General features: G+C 71.7%; 24 protein-coding genes and 1 pseudogene. 10 read left to right on the top strand and 15 right to left on the bottom strand.

Features of this window, described 5'->3' with window-relative positions:
- Positions 1 to 119: 119 nt before the first annotated feature.
- On the top strand, positions 120 to 1,058 hold the full coding sequence (locus IE134_RS23810) for an SDR family oxidoreductase (RefSeq protein ID WP_126932470.1): 939 nt from the start codon (positions 120 to 122) through the stop codon (positions 1,056 to 1,058).
- Between the two features lie 142 nt (positions 1,059 to 1,200).
- On the opposite strand, the pseudogene IE134_RS34275 reads toward IE134_RS23810, so the two are convergent.
- Both IE134_RS34275 and IE134_RS23805 read right to left on the bottom strand, forming a co-directional pair.
- Positions 1,201 to 1,800, bottom strand: a pseudogene (locus IE134_RS34275) (NAD(P)/FAD-dependent oxidoreductase); the annotation flags it as partial.
- A gap of 135 nt (positions 1,801 to 1,935) precedes the next feature.
- On the bottom strand, positions 1,936 to 2,916 hold the full coding sequence (locus IE134_RS23805) for a TIGR03557 family F420-dependent LLM class oxidoreductase (RefSeq protein ID WP_189431631.1): 981 nt from the start codon (positions 2,914 to 2,916) through the stop codon (positions 1,936 to 1,938).
- A gap of 223 nt (positions 2,917 to 3,139) precedes the next feature.
- Between IE134_RS23805 and IE134_RS23800 the strand changes: the two genes are divergently transcribed.
- Together IE134_RS23800 and IE134_RS23795 are read left to right on the top strand one after the other, a co-directional pair.
- Positions 3,140 to 3,754, top strand: coding sequence for a DinB family protein (locus IE134_RS23800; RefSeq protein ID WP_189431629.1), 615 nt, complete (start codon positions 3,140 to 3,142; stop codon positions 3,752 to 3,754).
- Between the two features lie 10 nt (positions 3,755 to 3,764).
- On the top strand, positions 3,765 to 4,502 hold the full coding sequence (locus IE134_RS23795; RefSeq protein ID WP_189431626.1) for a VOC family protein: 738 nt from the start codon (positions 3,765 to 3,767) through the stop codon (positions 4,500 to 4,502).
- Here the strand turns inward: IE134_RS23795 and IE134_RS23790 are convergent.
- The 3 genes from IE134_RS23790 to IE134_RS23780 all read right to left on the bottom strand — a co-directional run bounded on the left by IE134_RS23790 (position 4,489) and on the right by IE134_RS23780 (position 7,379).
- Complete coding sequence (locus IE134_RS23790) at positions 4,489 to 5,751, bottom strand: MFS transporter (RefSeq protein ID WP_030713073.1); 1,263 nt, start codon at positions 5,749 to 5,751, stop codon at positions 4,489 to 4,491. The genes IE134_RS23795 and IE134_RS23790 overlap by 14 nt on opposite strands.
- Complete coding sequence (locus tag IE134_RS23785; RefSeq protein WP_126932467.1) at positions 5,748 to 6,884, bottom strand: PLP-dependent cysteine synthase family protein; 1,137 nt, start codon at positions 6,882 to 6,884, stop codon at positions 5,748 to 5,750. The genes IE134_RS23790 and IE134_RS23785 overlap by 4 nt, the downstream gene beginning before the upstream one ends.
- An 87-nt stretch (positions 6,885 to 6,971) precedes the next feature.
- Positions 6,972 to 7,379 carry a hypothetical protein gene (locus IE134_RS23780; protein WP_126932466.1) on the bottom strand — a complete coding sequence of 136 codons (408 nt, stop codon included), beginning with the start codon at positions 7,377 to 7,379 and terminating at the stop codon, positions 6,972 to 6,974.
- Between the two features lie 426 nt (positions 7,380 to 7,805).
- On the opposite strand from IE134_RS23780, the gene IE134_RS23775 reads away from it, so the two are divergent.
- Positions 7,806 to 8,849 carry a C40 family peptidase gene (locus IE134_RS23775; RefSeq protein WP_098895035.1) on the top strand — a complete coding sequence of 348 codons (1,044 nt, stop codon included), beginning with the start codon at positions 7,806 to 7,808 and terminating at the stop codon, positions 8,847 to 8,849.
- Between the two features lie 25 nt (positions 8,850 to 8,874).
- Here the strand turns inward: IE134_RS23775 and IE134_RS23770 are convergent, their stop codons facing one another.
- From IE134_RS23770 to IE134_RS23745, 7 genes are all read right to left on the bottom strand, one after another.
- Positions 8,875 to 9,777 (bottom strand): M56 family metallopeptidase, encoded by a 903-nt coding sequence (locus tag IE134_RS23770; RefSeq protein ID WP_098895034.1) that lies wholly within the window; start codon positions 9,775 to 9,777, stop codon positions 8,875 to 8,877.
- Positions 9,774 to 10,142, bottom strand: coding sequence for a BlaI/MecI/CopY family transcriptional regulator (locus tag IE134_RS23765; protein ID WP_030713067.1), 369 nt, complete (start codon positions 10,140 to 10,142; stop codon positions 9,774 to 9,776). Before IE134_RS23765 ends, IE134_RS23770 begins: the two co-directional genes overlap by 4 nt.
- 124 nt (positions 10,143 to 10,266) lie before the next feature.
- Positions 10,267 to 10,935, bottom strand: a complete 669-nt coding sequence (locus IE134_RS23760) for a DsbA family protein (RefSeq protein WP_030713066.1) — start codon at positions 10,933 to 10,935, stop codon at positions 10,267 to 10,269.
- Positions 10,936 to 10,999: 64 nt separating this feature from the next.
- Complete coding sequence (locus IE134_RS34270) at positions 11,000 to 11,278, bottom strand: hypothetical protein (protein WP_229823715.1); 279 nt, start codon at positions 11,276 to 11,278, stop codon at positions 11,000 to 11,002.
- Between the two features lie 48 nt (positions 11,279 to 11,326).
- Positions 11,327 to 11,662 (bottom strand): hypothetical protein, encoded by a 336-nt coding sequence (locus IE134_RS34265; protein WP_229823713.1) that lies wholly within the window; start codon positions 11,660 to 11,662, stop codon positions 11,327 to 11,329.
- 102 nt (positions 11,663 to 11,764) lie between these two features.
- On the bottom strand, positions 11,765 to 12,100 hold the full coding sequence (locus IE134_RS23750) for a hypothetical protein (RefSeq protein WP_098019622.1): 336 nt from the start codon (positions 12,098 to 12,100) through the stop codon (positions 11,765 to 11,767).
- A gap of 74 nt (positions 12,101 to 12,174) precedes the next feature.
- On the bottom strand, positions 12,175 to 13,602 hold the full coding sequence (locus tag IE134_RS23745) for a cation:proton antiporter (RefSeq protein WP_098019643.1): 1,428 nt from the start codon (positions 13,600 to 13,602) through the stop codon (positions 12,175 to 12,177).
- 298 nt (positions 13,603 to 13,900) lie between these two features.
- On the opposite strand from IE134_RS23745, the gene IE134_RS23740 reads away from it, so the two are divergent.
- Complete coding sequence (locus IE134_RS23740) at positions 13,901 to 14,305, top strand: DUF4267 domain-containing protein (protein ID WP_032768536.1); 405 nt, start codon at positions 13,901 to 13,903, stop codon at positions 14,303 to 14,305.
- Positions 14,306 to 14,315: 10 nt separating this feature from the next.
- On the opposite strand, the gene IE134_RS34260 is transcribed toward IE134_RS23740, so the two are convergent.
- Complete coding sequence (locus IE134_RS34260; RefSeq protein WP_229823712.1) at positions 14,316 to 14,561, bottom strand: hypothetical protein; 246 nt, start codon at positions 14,559 to 14,561, stop codon at positions 14,316 to 14,318.
- A gap of 388 nt (positions 14,562 to 14,949) precedes the next feature.
- Entirely contained in the window at positions 14,950 to 15,105 is a 156-nt protein-coding gene (locus IE134_RS23730) for a DUF6131 family protein (protein WP_093445601.1), read from the bottom strand.
- A gap of 196 nt (positions 15,106 to 15,301) precedes the next feature.
- Between IE134_RS23730 and IE134_RS23725 the strand changes: the two genes are divergently transcribed.
- A complete protein-coding gene (locus IE134_RS23725) occupies positions 15,302 to 16,291 on the top strand; it encodes an SDR family NAD(P)-dependent oxidoreductase (protein ID WP_098019625.1) in 990 nt (329 codons plus the stop codon).
- Between the two features lie 115 nt (positions 16,292 to 16,406).
- On the opposite strand, the gene snpA is transcribed toward IE134_RS23725, so the two are convergent.
- Positions 16,407 to 17,063: a snapalysin gene (gene snpA / locus IE134_RS23720; RefSeq protein ID WP_098019628.1), complete on the bottom strand. Its 657-nt coding sequence runs from the start codon at positions 17,061 to 17,063 to the stop codon at positions 16,407 to 16,409.
- Between the two features lie 113 nt (positions 17,064 to 17,176).
- Here snpA and IE134_RS34255 point away from each other — a divergent pair, with 113 nt between their 5' ends.
- From IE134_RS34255 to IE134_RS23700, 4 genes are all read left to right on the top strand, one after another.
- Complete coding sequence (locus tag IE134_RS34255) at positions 17,177 to 17,479, top strand: hypothetical protein (protein ID WP_229823711.1); 303 nt, start codon at positions 17,177 to 17,179, stop codon at positions 17,477 to 17,479.
- Between the two features lie 282 nt (positions 17,480 to 17,761).
- Positions 17,762 to 18,754, top strand: a complete 993-nt coding sequence (gene dhaK / locus IE134_RS23710) for a dihydroxyacetone kinase subunit DhaK (RefSeq protein ID WP_030713051.1) — start codon at positions 17,762 to 17,764, stop codon at positions 18,752 to 18,754.
- A 43-nt stretch (positions 18,755 to 18,797) separates the two neighbouring features.
- Positions 18,798 to 19,415 (top strand): dihydroxyacetone kinase subunit DhaL, encoded by a 618-nt coding sequence (gene dhaL, locus IE134_RS23705; RefSeq protein ID WP_030713048.1) that lies wholly within the window; start codon positions 18,798 to 18,800, stop codon positions 19,413 to 19,415.
- Positions 19,412 to 19,822 carry a PTS-dependent dihydroxyacetone kinase phosphotransferase subunit DhaM gene (locus IE134_RS23700; RefSeq protein WP_030713045.1) on the top strand — a complete coding sequence of 137 codons (411 nt, stop codon included), beginning with the start codon at positions 19,412 to 19,414 and terminating at the stop codon, positions 19,820 to 19,822. The genes dhaL and IE134_RS23700 overlap by 4 nt, the downstream gene beginning before the upstream one ends.
- Positions 19,823 to 19,847: the final 25 nt, after the last annotated feature.

Here is a 19,847-nt window from a genome sequence, read left to right as displayed (position 1 = left end):
GCGTCCTCGCCCGCCGACTGCCACCGACCGGGCCCGGTTGCGGGGGCCGACTCGTGGCGTGACGGTGGTGCGGGGGCAGCCGGGCTCACAGCGGCGAGCGCGACGACCGAGGAGGAACGATGCACGACAGCCCGAGCGGGCGCGGGATCAGCCGTGGACCCACCCGTCCACTGCACGGGCGGGTCGCGGTCGTCACCGGCGCTGCTCGCGGCGTCGGTGAAGCGCTCGCCCACAGCCTTTCCGGGGCCGGGATGCACGTCGCGCTGCTGGGGCGGGAGAAGGCCACCCTGCAGGAAGCGGCGGCGTCCCTCGCCGGCCCGAGCATCTGTGTCGAGTGCGATGTCACCGACCGCGACGCGCTGGCGGACGCGGCGCGCCGGGTGGAAGCCGAACTCGGGCCCGCGTCGGTGGTCGTGGCGAACGCGGGCATCGCGGTGAGCGGCCCCTTCGGCCGTACCGCCGCCGAACTCTGGCAGCGGGTCATCGACGTCAACCTCATCGGTTCGGCGAACACCGCCCGCGCATTCCTGCCCCAACTCACCGCCACCCGCGGATACTTCCTCCAAATCGCGTCCACCGCCGCGTTCGGCGCCGCGCCCATGATGAGCGCCTACTGCGCCTCCAAGGCCGGGGCGGAGTCGTTCGCCCTCGCTCTGCGCGGCGAGGTCGAACCGGACGGCGTCCAGGTCGGCATCGCGTACCTGCACTGGACCGGCACCGATATGCTCACCGGCATCGACGATCACCCCGTCCTCGAAGCGCTGCGCCGCAACCAGCCCCGCCCGGCCCGCCGCGTCCACTCCCCCGCCCGGGTCGCCCAATGGCTCACCCGAGGCATCACCCGGCGCGCCGCCCACATCTACTCCCCGCCCTGGCTCCGCTGGTGTCAGCCTCTGCGCCCCCTGTTCCCGGCGCTCGTCGCCCGGATCACCCGCCGCGAACTGCACAGCCACCACCGCGAAACGCTGTCCGCACCGGCTGAGGTCCTGGGAGCCGGAGGACAGGCCGACTGGAACTCCTACCGGGTCTCCCGGTCCTCCCCTTCAGCCGAGCCGTAGCCCGAGCCCTCACGCGGCCCGCGGCTCCGCGCCCGGTCCCGGGCCCGAGCGTGGGAAGGAACCGTGGCGACGACCGGGCCGGGAGGCCGGCCGCACGGATGTGTCCGGCAGGTCGAGGACCCTCACCTCGTACGCGGGCGACGTCGCCGGTCCGGCCCCGGTGGGCCAGCAGTCGCTGGACGGCAAAGAGAGCGGCCGTGGCCGTGGTGCCGCGTGTGGAGCGGATGGCGGCGCGGGCGGCGTCGGCGCCCGGAGCGCCGTGCACCCCGCCGCCGGGATGTGCGGACGCGGATGCCGGATACAGCCCCTTCACGGGGCGTTTCGGGGCGGCCCGGATCCGGCTGCGGAAGCCCGGGCGTACCGCTCGCCGCGCCTCCATCCGGTCGGCCATCCGCTGCTGTTCCCCGGCGCCCCACCGACCGGTCAGCCCGTCCGCGCCCGCATCCGCCTTCACCGTGTGGGGCACATGGGTGTAGGCCCGGGCTGATTCGGTGTCCAGCGGGGACCGGGTGGTGTCGGCCTTGGTCATCTGCCCCATCAGCAGGAACGGGCGGTCCGGGACCAGGCCTCGGGCGATCCGGGACGCGCACCGGGTGAGTTCGTCGACGCTTTCCGCCAGGTGGACCGTCCCCGCGGAGGCCGCAGCGGCGCTGCTCCACGGGACAGGGCCGTTGAGCACCCAGTCCACCTTCAAGGTGGCGAAGTCCCACGAGAACCGGCGCATGTCGTCCAGGAGCCGGCCTCGGCCTCCAGCTCCAGCGTCCGGGGCCTCTCGATGCGCCGCACCACCGTGCGGCCGGTGAACGCCTTGGGCCCCAGCCGCACCCTGTAGGTGATCGAGGACTCGTCGCCTCGTCGCCTGGGCCCCCGAACGCCTTCAGGCTCGCGGACGGTTCGGTTCGAGCTGTCGGATACGTCCGTCGAGTTCGCTGCGGTAGAAGTCGATGAAGCCGTCGGGGTCGGGGCCGGCGTTCTGCATGACCAGCCGGTCGAAGCCCGCGTCGACGTACCGCTGAGCCACCTCGACGTACCGTCCGGGATCCGCTCCGCAGGCGAACTTCTCCAGGATGTCCTCCTCGCGGACCGTGGCGGTCGCGGCGTCGAAATTGACCGGGTTGGGCAGCTCGCTCATCACCTTCCAGCCGGTCAGCGCCCAGCGCGAGGTCTCGAGCGCGGCCCGTGCGGCGGTGTGCGCGTCGGGGGCCCAGGCCATCGGGACCTCCCCGTAGCACGGACCGGTGCCGCCTGCGTCGCGGTAGTGCCGGACGATGCTCATCTTGTCCTCCGTGGCGAAAAGGCCGTCGCCCAGTTCGGCGGCGATCCGGGTCGATTCCGGGCCGCTGGCGGCCACCGCGATCAGTGGCAGCTCGTCGGGGAGGTCGAAGACCCGGGCGTCCTGGAGCCGCAGATGCTTGCCCTCGTAGGACTGGTACCCCCCGCTCCACAGCAGCCGGATGATGTCCAGCGCTTCCCTGAGCAGGTCGTGCCGGGGCTTGACCGCGTCGGGGAAGCCGGGGCCGACGACGTGTTCGTTGAGCCGCTCCCCCGAGCCGACGCCGAGGACGAAGCGGCCTTCCGAGAGCAGGGCGAGGGTCGCGGCAGCCTGAGCGATGACTGCGGGGTGGTAGCGGACGGTGGGACAGGTCACCCCGGTCGCCAGGCCGATGTGCGAGGTCCGGGCCGCGATGGTTCCCAGCACCGTCCAGGCGAACGGCGAGTGCCCCTGGTTGTCGAGCCAGGGGTGGTAGTGGTCGCTGATCTCCACGAAGTCGAATCCCGCCTCCTCGGCGAGCACGGCCTGCCTGACCAGCTCTGCCGGGCCGAACGCCTCCGCCGCCAGCTTGTAGCCCACCTGCATGTGATCCTCGTTCCTTGTGCGTCGCGGCCGTTCTCTTCGCTTTTGCTTCCTTCACGTCGTTTCGTACGCACAGGGGTACCCCTCGACGCCGGCACGTAACGCCTGTCCGCTCACCGGCACGGCGACAGCGGCCGATATCGCACCGAGCGGGCGGACTGGCTGCGACTCCTTCGCACACCGTCCCAGGAACGCTCGCCCCCAAGCCGCTATAGGCTCATGCCGCATGATCGACGAGTTCGCGAAAGACACCCTGCACGGGAGACTGCGGCGGGACCGTGAGGCGCTTCTCTGGAAGCTCGACGGCTTGTCCGAGTACGACGCCCGACGGCCGTTGACGGCGACCGGAACCAACCTCCTGGGCCTGGTCAAGCATGTGGCCACCGTCGAGGCCAGGTACTTCGGCGAGGTCTTCGGCCGCCCGTCCCCGGAGCCACTGTCCCGGTGGCAGGACCACGACGGCAGCGATCTGTGGGCGGCCGAGGGCGAGACCCGCGACCGGATCACCGGGTTCTACCGGCGCACGTGGGACCACGCGGACGCGACGATCGCCGTGCTCCCCCTCGACGCCCCCGGCCATGTGCCGTGGTGGCCCGACCCCCACTCCGAAACGAATCTGTTCGCCGTCATGGTCCACGTCCTCGGCGAGACCGTCCGGCACACCGGGCACGCCGACATCCTGCGCGAGGGGCTCGACGGCCGGACCGGGCTGCGCCCCGAACACGAGAAGCCGATCGACGAGGAAGCCCGCGCGGCGTACCGCGCGAAGATCGAGCGGGCCGCCGCCGCATCGGCGGCATCCGCTCCCTCAGTGATCTCCGGGAGCCGGCCGGGCTTCTAGGATCTGCGGCATGGCAACACGACTCGTGCAGATCAGCATGAAGGCCCATGACGACGCCGCGCTCGGCCGGTTCTGGGCGGAGGCGCTCGGCTGGGGTATCGACAGCGAGGGGCCCGGGGTGACCAACCTCGAACCCGTGGGCTTCGCCTACCCCGACCCCGCGGCCGTCTGCATCGACCTCGTCGCCCGACCGGAACCCAAAACGGTCAAGAACCGTGTGCACCTCGACCTGGCCACCACCTCGACGGCCCATCAGGAGGAGCTGGTCGCACGCCTGAAGAGCCTCGGTGCCACGCCCGTCGACGTGGGGCAGGGCGACGTCCCCTGGACGGTGATGGCCGACCCGGAGGGCAACGAGTTCTGCGTCCTGGAGCCCCGCCAGGTCTACCGGGACACCGGGCCGATCGCCGCCGTGGTGGTCGACTGCACCGATCCACGGGAGATGGCCCGGTTCTGGGGCGAGGCGATGGACTGGACGCTGCACGAGGTCACCGACGACAGCGCGACCATGCGCTCCGCCAAGGGCGTCGGCCCCTACCTGGAGTTCCTCCGTACGCCCGACACCAAGAGCGGGTGGAACCGTGTCCACCTCGACGTCCGCCCCTACCCCGGTGACGACCCGGCGGCAGAGGCGGACCGGCTGCGCTGCCTGGGCGCCACCGACCCCGGTATCGACCAGTCCGCGATCCACTGGACCATCCTGGCCGACCCGGAAGGCAACGAGTTCTGCCTGCTCACGCCTGCCTGACCTCAAGCGCCGGGCGCCTGGTGAGGATTCCGGTGCGGGCGAGGACGATGACCGATGCCGAGCAGGCGAGTCCCGTCGCGACGAGTGCTCCCCACGTCAGCCACTCCGCCCGATGGCTCTGCGCGAAGTCCCATACGGCTCCGACGGCCAGGTTGCCCAGGGTGATGCCGAGGCCGGAGACGGTGTTGTAGAGGCCGTAGTGGGTGGCGACCAGCCGGTTGTCGCACAGGACGACCACCGTCTCCATCTCGAAGGGATAGAGGATCGCTCCGCCGACGGCGAGAAGCACCACGGCGGTCACCAGGGCGGTGAGGGCCATGGCGGGCGCGTCGTGAGAGGTGAAGGCGAGAGGGACGAAGGCCAGACCCATGAGGGCGAGTCCGACGGCCAGCGCCTGGTGCGAGCTCCAGCGCTTCTTCGCCCAAGCCGTCAGGCGGAGTTGCCCGACCACGGCGACCGCGGCGGAGACGACGAACAGGCCGCTGGTGACCTCGGTGGCGTTCGGTCCCAGGAATTCCCCGGCGGCGAGCGGAAGCGCGAGGTAGACCTGGAAGGTGAGGACGTACGAGCCGATCATGGCTGCGGAGAACAGCAGGAACGGCCGGTTCGCCAGCACCGATCGCCACTGCGCCAGAATGCTCTCGGCCGGCTCGGATACGTCATCCGTACGCGCGGTACGGCGGTCGGGCAGGGCGCGCCATTGCAGGGCGGTGAGGAGGGCGAAGATCGCGGCGGCGGCCGTGCACACGGTCCGGAAATCGGCTGCGAGCAGGGCGAGGCCGACGAGGGGGCCCAGGAACATGCCCGCCTGGTAGTAGACGTTGAAGGTGGCGAAGGCGTCCACCCTGCGCTCTCCCGCCTCGGCAGCCAGATAGGCGCGTACGGCCGGGTTGAACAGCGCGCCGGCGAAGCCGGTGGCGGCGGACGCGGCGATCAGCGCGGGCAGGCTGTCGACCCAGCCGAGCAGTCCGAACCCGGCGGTGCGCAGCAGGCAGCCGGCCATGATGGGCGCCTTGTAGCCGAGCCGGTCGGCGATGGTCCCGCCGATGAGGAACATGCCCTGCTGGGAGAAGTTGCGCACCCCGAGGACCAGCCCGACGGCCCAGGCGGCCAGCCCTAGGGGACCGGCGAGGTGGGCGGCCAGGTAGGGCATGAGCATGTAGAAGGCGAGGTTGATGGCAAACTGGTTGGCCATCAGCAGCCGGGTGGGGGCGGAGAAGGTGCGGGTCTGCCGCCACAGCGCCCTCATCGGCGGGCCTCGGCGAGCAGCTGCCCGTCGATGGCGAGGGGGTCGGTGACGTTGGTGCATCGGGTCCAGCGGGTGACGACCCGGTCCTCGGACCGGGTGATCTCGTCGGGGTCCTCGGCGGGCGGATGGTCCAGCAGGCTGTGCTCCCGGCAGTAGGCGTCGTCGAAGACAGTGCCGACGTACCGCTGCGGCCCGTCGGGGAACACGGTCAGGATCCGGTTCTCCGGCGGCAGGCTGCGGGCCAGCCAGCGGGAGACGAGAGCGACCGCGCCGACGCTCCAGCCACCGGTGGCGTAGTGCGCGCGGGCCAGCCGCCGCGCCGCCCAGACCGCTTCCGGGGCAGCCACCCAGTGGACCTCGTCGAACAGCTCGTAGGCGACGTTACGGGGGTGGATGCTGCTGCCCAGACCGCGCATCAGCCGCGTCGCTGCGGGCTGTCCGAAGATGGTGGAGCCGGTGGTGTCGACGCCCACGACACGCAGGCCGGGGAAGTAGCCGCGGAGCACGCCGGCGATGCCCGCGGAGTGGCCGCCGGTGCCGACGCTCACCACCAGGGTGTCGATGCGCCCGAGTTGGGCGACGAGTTCGTGGGCGAGCGGCGCGTACGCGGTCACGTTGTCCGGGTTGTGGTACTGGTCCGGGCACCATGAGTCCGGGGACGCGGCGAGGATTTGTGCTACCCGTTCGCGCCGGGCCTCCTGCCAGCCGCCGACCGGGTGCGGGGCGTCGACGATCTGGACGTCGGCCCCGTAGGCGGTGAGCAGGCCGGTCATCAGGGGTTCCATGCCGGGGTCGCCGACGACGGTGACCGGGTGCCCGAAGGTCACCCCGGCCAGGGCGAGCCCGAGTCCGAGGGTGCCGGAGGTGGATTCCACGATACGGGCGCCGGGCAGGAGCCGGCCGCGGTGGCGTGCCGCCCGGACCATGTGCAGCGCGGTCCGGTCCTTGATGCCGCCCGGGTTGTGGCCTTCGAGCTTGGCCCAGAACCCTCCTCGGCCGTGGGTGAAGGGATCCCCGATCCACAACAGGGGCGTGTCGCCCACGAGTCCGGCAGGGGTGTGCAGAGGGCGCTTGGTGTGGGCGAGCAGCTGCGCCGGCGAGGCGGGGGCGGTGCTGCGGTCCTGGATGTTCATGGCGTGCTTCTCCCAGTGCCGGTGCGACGGGGCGCGACCGGCCGGTGCGTGCGGGCGGGTGGTGAGGGCGGAACCTGCCTGGGCCGGTCAGGTCCGCCACACGCTCAGCACGGACGGGGAGCGGTGGATCAGGAAGGGCACGGTGGCGCCGGCGCCCGGCGGGCCGGCGCGTGTCGTCCCCGGCGTGGAGACGGCGAGGTCCGACCGGGGTGTGATCGCGGTGGGGCCCGGCTCGGGCAGGCCGGTGCACCGGGGTCCCTGGACGGAGAGCTCGTCGTCGGCGCATTCGACGGACCGGGGAGCGTCCGGTCGGGCCGCTTCGGGGGCGGTCGCGTGCGGGGCTTCGGCCGCCGGGGTCGCGACGGCGGTGGCCGAGGCGGGCAGCGGGGTGTCCGCACGAACGGCAACGGCCCCCACCGCAGGGCCGTGTGAGCAGCCGAGCACGTGGATCAGCGCGATCAGGACGACGTACAGCGCCACCCGGGGCCAGGGCACCGGGTGGGGTCCACGGAACGCCGACCGGATCACCACAATCACGAAAGGTAATCGATCAATCACGTAAAGCGCCGATAAGCGGGGCTGCCCGACCACCCCCCGAAGGGGCGCGCGGACACCTGGTCGGCGCGGGTCGGGCGCCGGGCGGAGCGAGGCTCTCCGTCACCTGCCCCCGGGGCGCAGTTCACCGGATCGGGTGAGTACGGGCGGGCGCGGCGTTCGTTCGGCCCCCGACGGCACACGCGTTCCCTGATCACGCTTGGATACCAGCCACTAAGTTGATTAGTATGCGAGGCCCAGCCTCTGTACGACCGGTCATCCGCCTGGAACTCCGGTGGAGGTGTCGCCGAATCCCCCGCATCGCGGAAGAAGTTGACCGGCCCCCAGGCCGCCCGACAGCGGCCGAGGAAGAAGGAGCCCGCCTCAGTGGCGTCCCACCGTCGTCCAAAGCAGCCCAGCCACGGATACGCCTCCGTGCTCACCGCGACCGCGACCGCGGCGGTGACGGTCGCCCTCTCGGCGCACTCGGCCTCGGCCGATCCGCTGCCGGACCCGAACAAGAAGGGCGTGCAGGCCCAGATCGACCGGCTGTACGAGGAAGCCACCCAGGCGACGGAGAAGTACAACGGGGCGAAGGAAGCCGCCGGAACACTGAAGAAGGAGGCCGAGAGCCTCCAGGACTCGGTCGCCCGCAAGCAGGAAGCCCTCAACGAGCTGCGCCGCCAACTCGGTTCGGTGGCCACCGCCCAGTACCGTTCCGGCGGGCTCGATCCCTCCCTCCAGCTGCTGCTCTCGGCCGACCCCGACGCCTATCTGGACCGGGCCTCGGGCCTCGACCGGCTCAGCGCACGGCAGTCGGAGACCCTCCAGCGATTCCTCTCCCAGCAGCGCGGCCTGCAGCAGCAGCGCGGCGAGGCCGCGAAGAAGCTCGGCAGCCTCCAGGACTCCCGTGAGGAGCTCGGGGAGAAGAAAGCGGAGATCCAGGGCAAGCTGGCGCAGGCGCAGCGGCTCATGAACACGCTGACAGCCGAGGAGCGGGCCGAGCGGGCCGCCGAGGAGCAGCGTGCCAACCGGAACAGCGAGCGGGTCGACCTCGGCGACGAGGCCAGTGCGTCCGGGCGTACGGCGTCGGCGTTCGACGCGGCGAAGAGCCGGGTCGGCATGCCGTACGTGTGGGGCGCCGCCGGACCGGGGTCGTTCGACTGCTCCGGTCTGACCTCCTGGGCGTTCCGGCAGGCGGGTGTGTCGCTGCCGCGCACGTCTCAGGCCCAGGCCAACTTCGGTACCCGGATCAACTCGCTCAGCGCCCTCAAGCCCGGCGACCTCATCATCATGCGCACCGACCTGAGCCACGTCGGCTTCTACGCCGGGAACGGCCAGATACTCCACTCACCGAAACCGGGCGCCCAGGTGCGCTACGAGTCCATCGCCCGCAGCGGCATGCCCTTCATGTGGGGCGTACGGATCTGATTCCGGTCCGATTCATGCGGGGCGGCTACCCCAGTCCGGCGTGACAGGTCAGCAGCAGGGGCAGGACGAACGTCGCCAGGGCGCCCGTGCCGGCCGCCCAGCGCACGACCGGGTGCGCGTCGTGCGCCGGCGCCAGGACACGCTTGAGGCGGACCAACGCCGTCTGCCCGCCCGCCGCCAGCGCCCCGCGGGGCGCTTCCCCCGACGCCAGGGTGAACATGGCGGCGGCCAGCGCACCCCGCGAGCAGCGGCGCAGTACGCGATCGTCGGCGGCCATCTCCAGGAGCAGGGGCACCTGTTCCTGGAGATGGCGGGCGAGCGGCAGGCGGGGGAAGACCCGGGCGAAGGCGGCGGCGGCCGCGAGGACGAGGTGGTGGCGGCCGTGGATATGGGCCCGCTCGTGCTCGACGACGGCACTGAGCTCCTCGGCGGACAGCAGCCCGACGGCTCCGCTGCTGACGACGATCCTCGGGGCGCGGCCCGGCAGGCAGTACGCGGCCGGCTCGGCATGCTCCAGCACGGTCGCCCGCGAACAGGCCGAAGCGCGGCCGACCTTGTCCAGGACGTCCCGGTGCCGGGCCCGCGCGGCGTACGCGCGCCCGGCGTGCAGGGCGAACGCGGTCAGGTGGCCGACGACCACGACGAGGGCCACCGCGCCTCCCAGGGCGGGCAGCAGCCCGTCGGTGGACGGGGCCTCCAGCCCCACCGCCACGCGGCAGGAGTAGAGGACACCGTGCAGATGCGCCCCCGGCGTCGCGAGGTGCAGGGCCGCCAGCGCCACGCAGAGGGAGAAGGACGCCGCCAGCGCGAACCACACGGCCACCGCCAGCAGCGGTGACCGCTGCGGCCAGCTGCTGCGGAGCACCAGTCTGGGGGCCAGCCCGCCGACGGCGGCCGCGTAACCGAGGAAGAAGGGGGCGGCGTTCACAGCTCACCGTCGCGGCCGGTCGCGCGCAGCGCCTCGCGCAGGGCGGCGACCTCCTCGTCCGTCATGCGCTCGACGAAGTGCACGAGCGCGGCCGACCGGTCCCGGCTCGCCCCCAACGCGTCCTCCATCAGCGCCGCCGAGTACGCCTCGCGGCTGCGGACCGGCGTGTAGAGCCACGCCTGGCCCTGCTTCCGCCGGGTCAGCCAGCCCTTGTCGTAGAGGATCGTGGCCACGGTCATCACCGTCGTGTAGGCGGACGGCCGGCGAAGGTTGATGTCGTCGACGATCTCACGGACGGTCGCCGGCCTGCCCCACGTCCACAGGCAGTCCATGATCTCGGCCTCGAGCTCTCCGAGCCGTCGCATTCCCCGTCCCACTCCCCGCTTCCCGGCACCTGCGCTCCCCCACCCCCTCCATAGTAGGGACGCTCACCACAGGAGGAGAACGCGGACGTGCGGGTCGTGGGGAGGGGTGGTGCCGGCCTCCTGGTCACTCGGCGAGGCGGTCGTCGATGAGCTTCTTGAACTCGTCGTACGAGGCCGGGTTCTGGATCCTGGTGCCGCCGACGACGAAGGTCGGGGTTCCCTGCACGCCGAGGCCCAGGCCGTCGCGCTGGTCGGCCTTGACGCGCTCCGCGGTGGCCGGGTCGGCGAGATCCGTGTCGAACTTCGCCATGTCGAGGCCGAGCTGCTTCGCGTAGCCGCGGAAGACGCTCTCCTTGCTCTCCTGCGCCTCGCCCCATTCCTTCTGCGTGGTGAAGAGCTTGCTGTACATCTGCTCGAACTTGCCCTGCCGGGCCGCGGCTTCGGCGACGCGGGCGGCGAGCTCGCCGTTGCGGTGGCCGGGCATGGGGAAGTACCGGGCGACGAAGGTGACCCGGTCCCCGTACTCCTCGCGGAGCTTCTCGACCGCCGGGTAGTACGCGCCGCAGGCTTCGCACTCGAAGTCCAGGAACTCGACGACGGTCAGCTCGCTGCGTTCGGGCTCGCTGAGGCGGTGGCTGGTGTCCCGTACGGGCAGGGCCTGCGCGGCGGGCTGCACGTTCGTGGCGCTGTCGGACGGGGTGTCGGGACGCAGGAGGAGATAGGAGCCGAGACCTGCCGCGAAACAGGCGACCAGGACGGCGGCGATGATCAGGTTCTTGTGCAGCTTCTTCATGAGGGCCTCTGGGGGGTTGCGGGGACCGGCGCACGCCGGTCGACCCCCCACAGGGGTACGTCTGTCAGGACACGACAGGACGGCCGACCGGCACCAGCCGGGAACGGATGAGAAGATCACCTGCACGCGGAGGCGCCCGGCCGGAGCGCAGCCGCACGAGAACGGCTGGCTTCAACAGCGTCCCGGCCGTCCGGAGCCCTCGCTGCGGGCCCTTACCGCGCACGACGAGCAACGGCCGGACGAAGGCCAGCAGGCGCAGCACGACGTCCAGAAGCGGCCTGCTCCGCCACAGCATCTGTTCGGTCAGCCCGAGCACCCGGGCAGCCACCACCAGGGCGATCACGTGACCGGAGAGCAGCACTCCCTCGGGCAGTCGCAGGGTCGCACCGTGCTACACCCACGCCGGAAGACCCGAGGTGGCGTCGGCTCCGCCCGCCGCCCGGCACATCCCGGGCAGGGCGTACGTGGCGTGGTGGGCGACCTGCGCCGCGACCAGCACCCCGAGCAGTTGCCCGTCGGTGAGCTTGCGCCGGGTCAGGAGCACTGCTCCCGGCACGGCTACGAGCCCCGCCATCGCCACGACGACCCATTGCGGCGCGTGCCCCAGGGCCAGCGCGTGTCCGGCCATCGGCAGCAGGACGCACAGCACGGCAAGAACCGCAGCACGCACACCGCACAGCACGCCGGAGGCCGGCGAGGCGGTACGGGGCAGCAGCAGCGGTCGCATGGGCGGGTTTCCGAACGTCACGATGGGAGAGGCAGCTCTGGTGGGGAAAAGATTACTCACGGCAGTGCGCCTGCCTGTCTTTCGGGTATCCGTGTGACCGAATTACCCGTGCGCACCAGGAAGCGTCCACTGATCGGACGGGACGGGATCGGTGAAAGAGACCGGCTTGCCGGTGGCGTGGGCGTAGGCGATCTCCCTGCGCGTGGACTCGCCGATGTACCCGCCGGGGTTGACGACCAGAACCCGGTCAGCCAGGTCGATCTTGCGCAGGTGGAGGGCGTCCAGCGCGGCCTTCTGCTCATCGGTGATCAACTCGTCGGCTTCGCCCGGCGCGACGACGATGACGCCCGCGAAGGTCAGATCACGGTTCGCCCTACGCATCTGGTGCAGGAATCGGGTCGAGCCGCAGATGCAGACGATCTCCGGTCGGTCGGGCACGGCTCAGTCCTTCGGTCGAACGGGAAATCGTCTGTGTGCATGCTCCTTCCTGCGTCAGCGCCTCCGGCTCGCGGTCATCGGCGGTCAGGCCCCTGCGGAGTTTCGTGGCGACCCGCTCTTCCACGTACCGGCGCCGAGCCGCCGGGGCCCACGGCTTCCGGTCCGCCGGGTCCCGGTCGGACTTCTGCACGTTGGTGCGTGCCGCCACCGCGACCGGGAACGCGTTCGTGCCCTGGTCGCTCGCGCAGTGGATCCCGGGCCGAGCGACGGTCGAGGTAGGAGGTGACCGGTGCCGCCGCGACCCCGTGGACCACCACGGAGGTCAGAACGGCGAAGACGACGACCGCCCACATCTCCTCCTCGTACACCCCGAACTCGCCCTCCCCGCAGGCGTAGGCGAGGTAGAAGAGCGAGCCGATGCCCCGGATCCCGAAGCAGGCGATGGCCGCGCGTTCGTTCGGGCGGCCCGGGCCCCGCAGTTGGGCGAGCCAGCCGGAGGCCGGGCGTATGAGGAGGTGCAGCAGTACGCCGACCGCCGCACCCTTCCAGGTGAGCGCGGCCAGACCGCCCGACGCCACATAGGCGCCCACGGCGAACAGGAGCAGGGCCATCAGCAGGCGCTCGATCTGCTCGACGAAGGAGTGCATCACCCGGTGATAACCGTGGCTGTGCTCGGCCCTGCGCAGAGCACACGCGGTGACGAAGACCGCGAGGAAGCCGTAGCCGTGGAGAGCCTCGGTGAGGCCGTAGGCCAGGAAGGTCGCCGCCAAAGCCACGAAGCCCTCGCCCTGCTCGGCGAGCCGCAGCGGTTTCGCCCGGGACCGGAAGAGCAGCCGGCCCAGCAGGAAACCGATGGCGAGGCCCGCCGTCACGCCTACGGCGATCCGTATGAGCACGTCGCTCCAGACCCAGTGCACCATCCAGCCACCGGTCCAGCTGTTCCCGGCGGCGGCCAGGGCGAGGGCCGCGAGGACGAACGGGAAGGCGAGGCCGTCGTTGAGTCCGGCCTCGCTCGTCAGCGCGAAGCGGACCTCGTCCTCGTCCTCCTTCTCGGCGGACGGCTCCCCCACGCGCACCTCGGAGGCAAGGACGGGGTCCGTCGGCGCGAGGACCGCGGCCACCAGGAGCGCCACGGACACCGGCCAGTCGAGCAGCGCCCATGCGGCGAGCGCCGTCGCCCCGATCGTCAGGGGCATCGCCAGCCCGAGGAGTCGCCAGGTCGCGGCCCAGGAGCGCCACCCGAAAGGCCGGTTGATGGCGAGGCCTGCTCCCATCAGCGAGACGATCACGCAGAGTTCGGTGAGGTGGTGGACCCAGATGCGATCGGCCACCGGGTCGAAAGCGGGCAGCGGCAGTGGTGTCAGGTGGAGGACCATCCCGGCGGCCAGGAAGACGATCGGCACGGACACCGGCAGCCGGGAGAGCAGCCGGGGCAGAGCCGCCGCAAGAAGGGCCCCGATACCGAGGCATGAGTAGACCGCGCCCTCGGTGGATAGGTGCACGTCCGGGTTCACCTTCCGTGTCGTGTCGGCGGGCCCAGCCCCGGGCACGGAGCTGTTGCGGGTGCGCGGGCCGGCGAGGTCCCGGGCGCCGTGTACCCCTGTGCACGTGTTCAAACGGATGACGCCGATGGCCGAGGACCGGGAACCCCGGCGCCCTTCCGTTCAGAGGTAATCCGTGGTGCCGCCGCCGCGTGGGTACCGCCCGCCGAGTCCGCCAGGTGCGCGTACCGAGGTGTCGGATGAGGGGCTGCCGGGAACCCGTTGATCCATTGAGCGCGGGTGATCCAAGGAGGATGCTGTGGAAGCTGGCCTGGTGCGATGGGTGGGCGCGGCGACCGCTGCCTACGGTGTGGGCATTCTTGTGCGCCCGGCCTTGATGGCCCGCCCGTGCGGCCTGGACGACGAGGACGGTTCCGTCCCGGCCCCTGCCGCCCTGCTGATCCGTGCGCTGGGTGTTCGGGATGCCGCGATCGGCATCGCCATGATGGTCGCGAAGGACCACTCCGTTCGACGAGCGGCAACCGCATGCCGGGTCGTGGCCGACCTCGGCGACGCGGTGCTCTTCGGTACGCAGCTCCCCGATCCGGCCGCCCGCCCCAAAGCCGCGGCGGTCGCAGGAGGCTGGGGAGCGCTCTGCGCGGTGGCCGGCCTGGCGTCGGAGCGAGCACAGGGACGCGGCGTCGGCTCCGTTCGTGTGAGGTAGCGGCGATCGGTCAGCTGTGGAGGAGGGCTTCCTCTGTGGCGGACTCCACCAGCTCCTCCGGGCCCGCCTGCGGGAACACGGCGCGGTAGGCCCGCGCGCCGGTCAGCGCGGTCCAGGGGGATTCAGGGAGGACCTCGCCGTCGACGAGGGGGCACAGCGCGGTGCCGGTGCGCATGGAGGCCGGCGTACCGACGTCGAGCGTCAGCCGGTCAGTGCCCTGCGGGGTCACGTCGATCGGCAGGGACAGCAGCACCACGGGGGCCGAACTCGACCGCCTGCCTCGTCCCCTCCCAGCGGCGCCGGTGCGGAAAAGGCCTGGGGTACGAGGGAGGGGCCTGCGGTGCCGAAACAGGTGGATCACCGCGGGCGCCGCGAAACGATCGCCCGCGCCCTGTGGCGGGTGGGGGAGCAGCACGGCGTCATACAGCTGACGATGCGCGTGGTGGCACGGGAGGCGGGCATGTCACGGACTACGCCCCCTGATCGAACTCGACATGATCGAGCACCAGGACGCACTCACCGCGATCGACGCGCACCTGAACCGGCTGTCCAGCGGCACGTGACCTGCCCACGGGGATGGGGCCCCCGGCCACGGTCATGCGCACGGGGAGCCGGCCTCCCACGGGCTGCCCTGCGGAATATGGTCACCAATAGTGCCGGCGTCCTCCTACCGCGTGCCCCAGAGCTCCGAGAACCCAGAGCACCGCGCCGATGGCGACCAGGATGATTCCGATGGTCCACAGAGCGCCGATACCGGCGATCAAGCCGATGATGAGAAGAATGAGGCCGAGGACGATCATGGTGCCTCCGATCAGGCGCACCCCCGCCTATTCAGTTTGACGTCGTAATGGCCGGCCCACAACAGGGGCGCTTCGATCAGCCCGCGGTCCTGGTTCGCGGTGGAGCGTTACGGGCGGCGGGGTGTGGGCACTCGGGACACATCCGCTCCACGGCGTCGGCCCCACCCGCCGAGCGCACCCGCAGAAGGGCAATCAGATGAACAACCGCACCCGCCTTCCGTATCGGACCAAGGGCCCAGGGGCCCTGGTCACCGGCGGTTCCCGGGGCCTCGGGCTGTTCATGGCCCGGCAGCTGGCGGAGCGTGGGTGCGTCGTGACCATCGCCGCCCGGGATGCCGACGAACTGGAGCGAGCGGCGACGCAGCTGATGGAGGGTACCGGGGCGACCGTGCGTACCGCCGTGTGCGACGTGCGCGACCGCGCCGCTGTACGCGCCCTGGTACGCGAGGTCCATCAGCGTGACGGTCTCGACCTCGTCATCGCCAACGCCGGGGTCATCCAGGTCGCGCCCGTCGAGGCGGTGGGTGCGGCGGAGTTCCGTGACGCCATGGACACCATGTTCTACGGCGCTCTGCACACCTCGCTGGAAGCGCTGCCGTACCTGAAGGAAACCCGGGGCCGTCTCGGCCTCATCGGGTCGGTCGGCGGCCTGCTCGGCGTTCCGCATCTGCTGCCCTACTCGTGCGCCAAGGCCGCGGTCGGGGCGCTCGCCGAGGGGCTGCACGCCGAGGCTGCCGCCTCCGGCGTGAGCGTCACCGCCGTTCACCCGGGACTCATGCGGACCGGATCGCACCGGCAGGCCGAGTTCGGCGGAGACGCGGCTGCCGAGTTCGGCTGGTTCAGCACCGCGGCGGGCGCCCCGCTGCTGTCGATGGACGCCGAGCGGGCCGCCCGCAGGATCGTCGACGCGGTCATCCAGCGGCGTACCCGGCTGGTGCTCTCCGCGCCCGCCAAGGCGGCCCAGCTCGCGCACGGCGTGGCGCCCGGCCTGACGACCCGGCTCAGCGGCGTCGCCGCCCGGCTCCTGCCGTCCGCGTCGAATCCGGGCGCCCTGCGCCAGGGCGCCGAGGCCGGGGAGCCGCGCAACCCGGTCGCGAAGCTCGTCCGGGCCTGGGGCAGCGCGCGCAACGACCGGGCGGTGCGCCGGGCCAATCAACACGAGCCCGGGCCGCGCACCAGCTCGTGAGTGGGCCTCCGACGGCCGATGGGCAAAACGCGGGGGCTGTTCCGCGTCCGGAACGGCCCCCGCTCGTGCAGGTGAAGCAGTCAGCTCGCGCCGGTCGGTGTGCCGGCGTGGCCGGTCAGGAGGCGGGCCGTGCGAGCCCGGCCGCGAAGCCGTTCTGCCAGAGCTGGTTCACGCGGGCTCGCTCTCTGGCGTCCGGCTGGGCGTTGGTGCAGGACGGGCCGGGACCGCCGCCGGACATCAGCTGACTGCACGGGCCGGAGTAGGTGTCGGGCAGACCGAGCACGTGCCCGGTCTCGTGTGTGGTGACGCGGGTCGAGTTGTACTGCTGGTTCTGCCGGTAGTCCAGGAAGATGAAGCCCCGGCCGTGTCCGTCGGTCGAGGCGTACGATCCGCGCGGGTCATTGCCCTCGCGGTAGGTGAAGTCCGCTCTGGAGCCCTCCTGGAGCCGGACGTTGGAGACCGAGCTGTTCCAGATGCGGGTGCTGTTGGCTATCTGGGTGCGGAAGCTGGGCGCGGAGGCGGCGCTGTAGGTGACGGTGACGGCCTGAGCCCCCGGGTTGGCGGCCCGCTTCTCAGCGACCGACTTCATGACAGCGTCGAAGAACGCCCGATTCGCGGCGGCGTTCTCGCCCGATCCGTTGTACGCGGCGAAGCCGACGGAGGCGGAGGGGGCAGGAGCAGGAGCGGCGGAGACCGCGGGAGCCGCACCTAATGCGGCGACAAGGCCGAGGCCGGCAAGGGCGCGGGCGGCGGCGGTCGAGATGTGTTTCATGGGGGATTTCTCCTACTGTCCGATGAACCCGCGTCCTGGGGTTTGTCCGCTCAGCGGACGGGGCGCGGGACGGTACGGGGAGAGTGTGAGGGCGCGGGCGGCCGCCGGGGATGATGCCAACTCGCGATGACATCGCCCTATCACCCGGCGGGAACGGACGGCCCCGCTACCGGCTCGACCGCCGCCCGGCCCGCGTCCGGCCTTTGCGGCGGCATCGACGAAGAGGGGAGCAGCGACTTCCTGCGGTTACAGCACGGGACGCGGCGGGTGCTCCTGCCCTGGGCTCGGGCGGCCGCGACATCTCCGCCGTCGAGATCCTGCACGCGCTCCCCTATTCCGCGGCCTGCGCCATCGTCATCACCGGCGTGTTCATGCTCCTCGCGCTGATCCGCTTCCGGCGCATCACCCTCGGATGAGTCGAGCGGACGGCGCACACACCGATGTCGGCCGGTACAGGACCGGACCGACGCCGGGCGTCGTCGGGCGTGGAGTGTTCGCGGCACAGGCCGCCTTTGCGGTGGCACCGGACACGCCACGTTGGCATCATCACGTTGGAGTACCCGGAAGCCGTCCCTCAAGATCAAGGACCACCGCCGCAAGCCGCCCCGGACCACCAAGATTCACAACTGGCCACCCCCTTCCTCACCTGGAAAAACGCAGGTCCCGAAGTCCTCTGCCACGCACACCAGGAGACCGGCATGAAAATGCTCATCAACGTTCCCGAGACCGTGGTCGCCGATGCTCTGCGGGGCATCGCGGCCGCGCATCCCGAGCTCACCGTCGATGTGGAGAACCGGGTCGTCGCCCGGCGGGACGCGCCCGTGGCGGGGAAAGTGGGGCTCGTCTCCGGGGGCGGTTCCGGGCATGAGCCGCTGCATGCCGGGTTCGTCGGGCCCGGGATGCTGTCGGCCGCCTGTCCCGGGGAGGTGTTCACCTCACCCGTGCCGGACCAGATGGTGCGGGCGGCCGCGGCCGTCGACAGTGGGGCGGGGGTGCTGTTCGTCGTCAAGAACTACACGGGTGACGTGCTGAACTTCGAGATGGCCGCCGAGCTCGCCGAGGACGAGGGGGTCCAGGTCGCCCAGGTGGTGGTGGACGACGACGTGGCTGTGAGCGACAGTACGTTCACCGCCGGGCGGCGCGGTACGGGAGCGACGCTCTTCGTCGAGAAGATCGCCGGAGCGCTGGCGGACGAGGGCGCCCCGCTGGACCGGGTGGCCGCGGTCGCGCGGCAGGTGAACGGGGCCTCGCGCAGCTTCGGGGTGGCACTCGGCGCCGTCACCACACCGGCCAAGGGCAGCCCCACCTTCGACCTGCCCGCCGGCGAGCTGGAGTTGGGCATCGGCATCCACGGTGAGCCGGGGCGTGAGCGGCGCCCGATGATGACGTCCGGGGAGATCGCCGACTTCGCCGTGAACGCGATCCTGGAGGACCTGCGGCCCACCGGCCCGGTGCTGGCGCTGGTCAACGGCATGGGGGCGACACCGCTGCTGGAGCTGTACGGCTTCAATGCCGAGGTCCATCGTGTGCTGTCCCAGCGAGGTGTCCCGGTGGCTCGTACGCTCGTGGGGAACTACGTGACGTCGCTCGACATGGCAGGCTGCTCGGTGACGCTGTGCCAGGTCGACGAGGAACTGCTGCGCCTGTGGGACGCGCCCGTGCGGACGGCCGCGCTCCGCTGGGGCTGCTGAACCGCCGACGGGGCCAGGGACCGGTAGAGGAACAGGAGATCATGTGCTCGACACCGACTTCTTCCGCCGCTGGATGACCGCTGCCGCGGCGTCCGTGGAGCGTGAGGCGAACGATCTGACCGAGCTGGACTCGGCGATCGGGGACGCCGATCACGGCAGCAACCTCCAGCGCGGCTTCTCGGCGGTGACGGAGGTGCTGGAGAAGGACGCCCCCGCCACCCCCGGTGCGGTCCTCACCCTGGCGGGACGGCAGCTCATCTCCACCGTCGGCGGGGCCTCGGGCCCGCTGTACGGGACGCTGCTGCGCCGTACGGGCAAGGCGCTCGGCGACGACGACGAGGTGACGCAGACACAGTTCGCCCAGGCGTTCGCGGCGGGGGTGGCCGCGGTGGGGCAGCTGGGCGGGGCCCAGGCCGGGGACAAGACGATGCTCGACGCGCTGCTGCCTGCGGCGGAGGCCCTGGCCACCTCGTTCGAGGGAGCCGCCGAAGCGGCCCGTGCGGGTGCCGTGGCGACGGTGCCGATGCAGGCGCGCAAGGGCCGGGCCAGCTATCTCGGCGAGCGCAGCATCGGACATCAGGACCCGGGCGCGACCTCGGCGGCGCTGCTGGTCGAGGCCCTGGCGGCGACAGCGACGGCGACGGACGGAGTGGATGCGTGAGCGACGAGCAGCAGGTGGGCATCGTGCTGGTCTCCCACAGCGGTCCGGTCGCCGAGTCGGTCGCCGAGCTGGCCCGGGGGCTTGCCGCCGGAGGGGTGACCGCGCCGGTCGCCCCGGCCGGCGGGCTGCCCAACGGCGGGCTCGGGACGAGCGCGGAGCTGATCGGGCGGGCCGCCGCCTCCGTGGACCGGGGTGCCGGCGTCGCGGTCCTGGTGGACCTGGGGAGCGCGGTCCTCACGGTGAAGTCCATGCTCGCCGAGGGCGACGAGCTGCCCGAGGACACCCGGCTCGTGGACGCGCCGTTCGTCGAGGGCGCGGTGGCCGCCGTGGTGACGGCCTCGGCCGGTGGTGACCTCGCGGCCGTGGAGGCGGCGGCCTCGGAGGCGTACGGCTACCGCAAGACGTAGAGGGTCCAGCCCCCCGGGCTCAACG

Origin of the sequence: Streptomyces rubiginosohelvolus (assembly GCF_014649875.1) — a bacterium.
Classification (GTDB): Bacteria; Actinomycetota; Actinomycetes; order Streptomycetales; family Streptomycetaceae; genus Streptomyces; species Streptomyces rubiginosohelvolus.
This window is presented reverse-complemented; position numbering and strand designations above follow the sequence as displayed.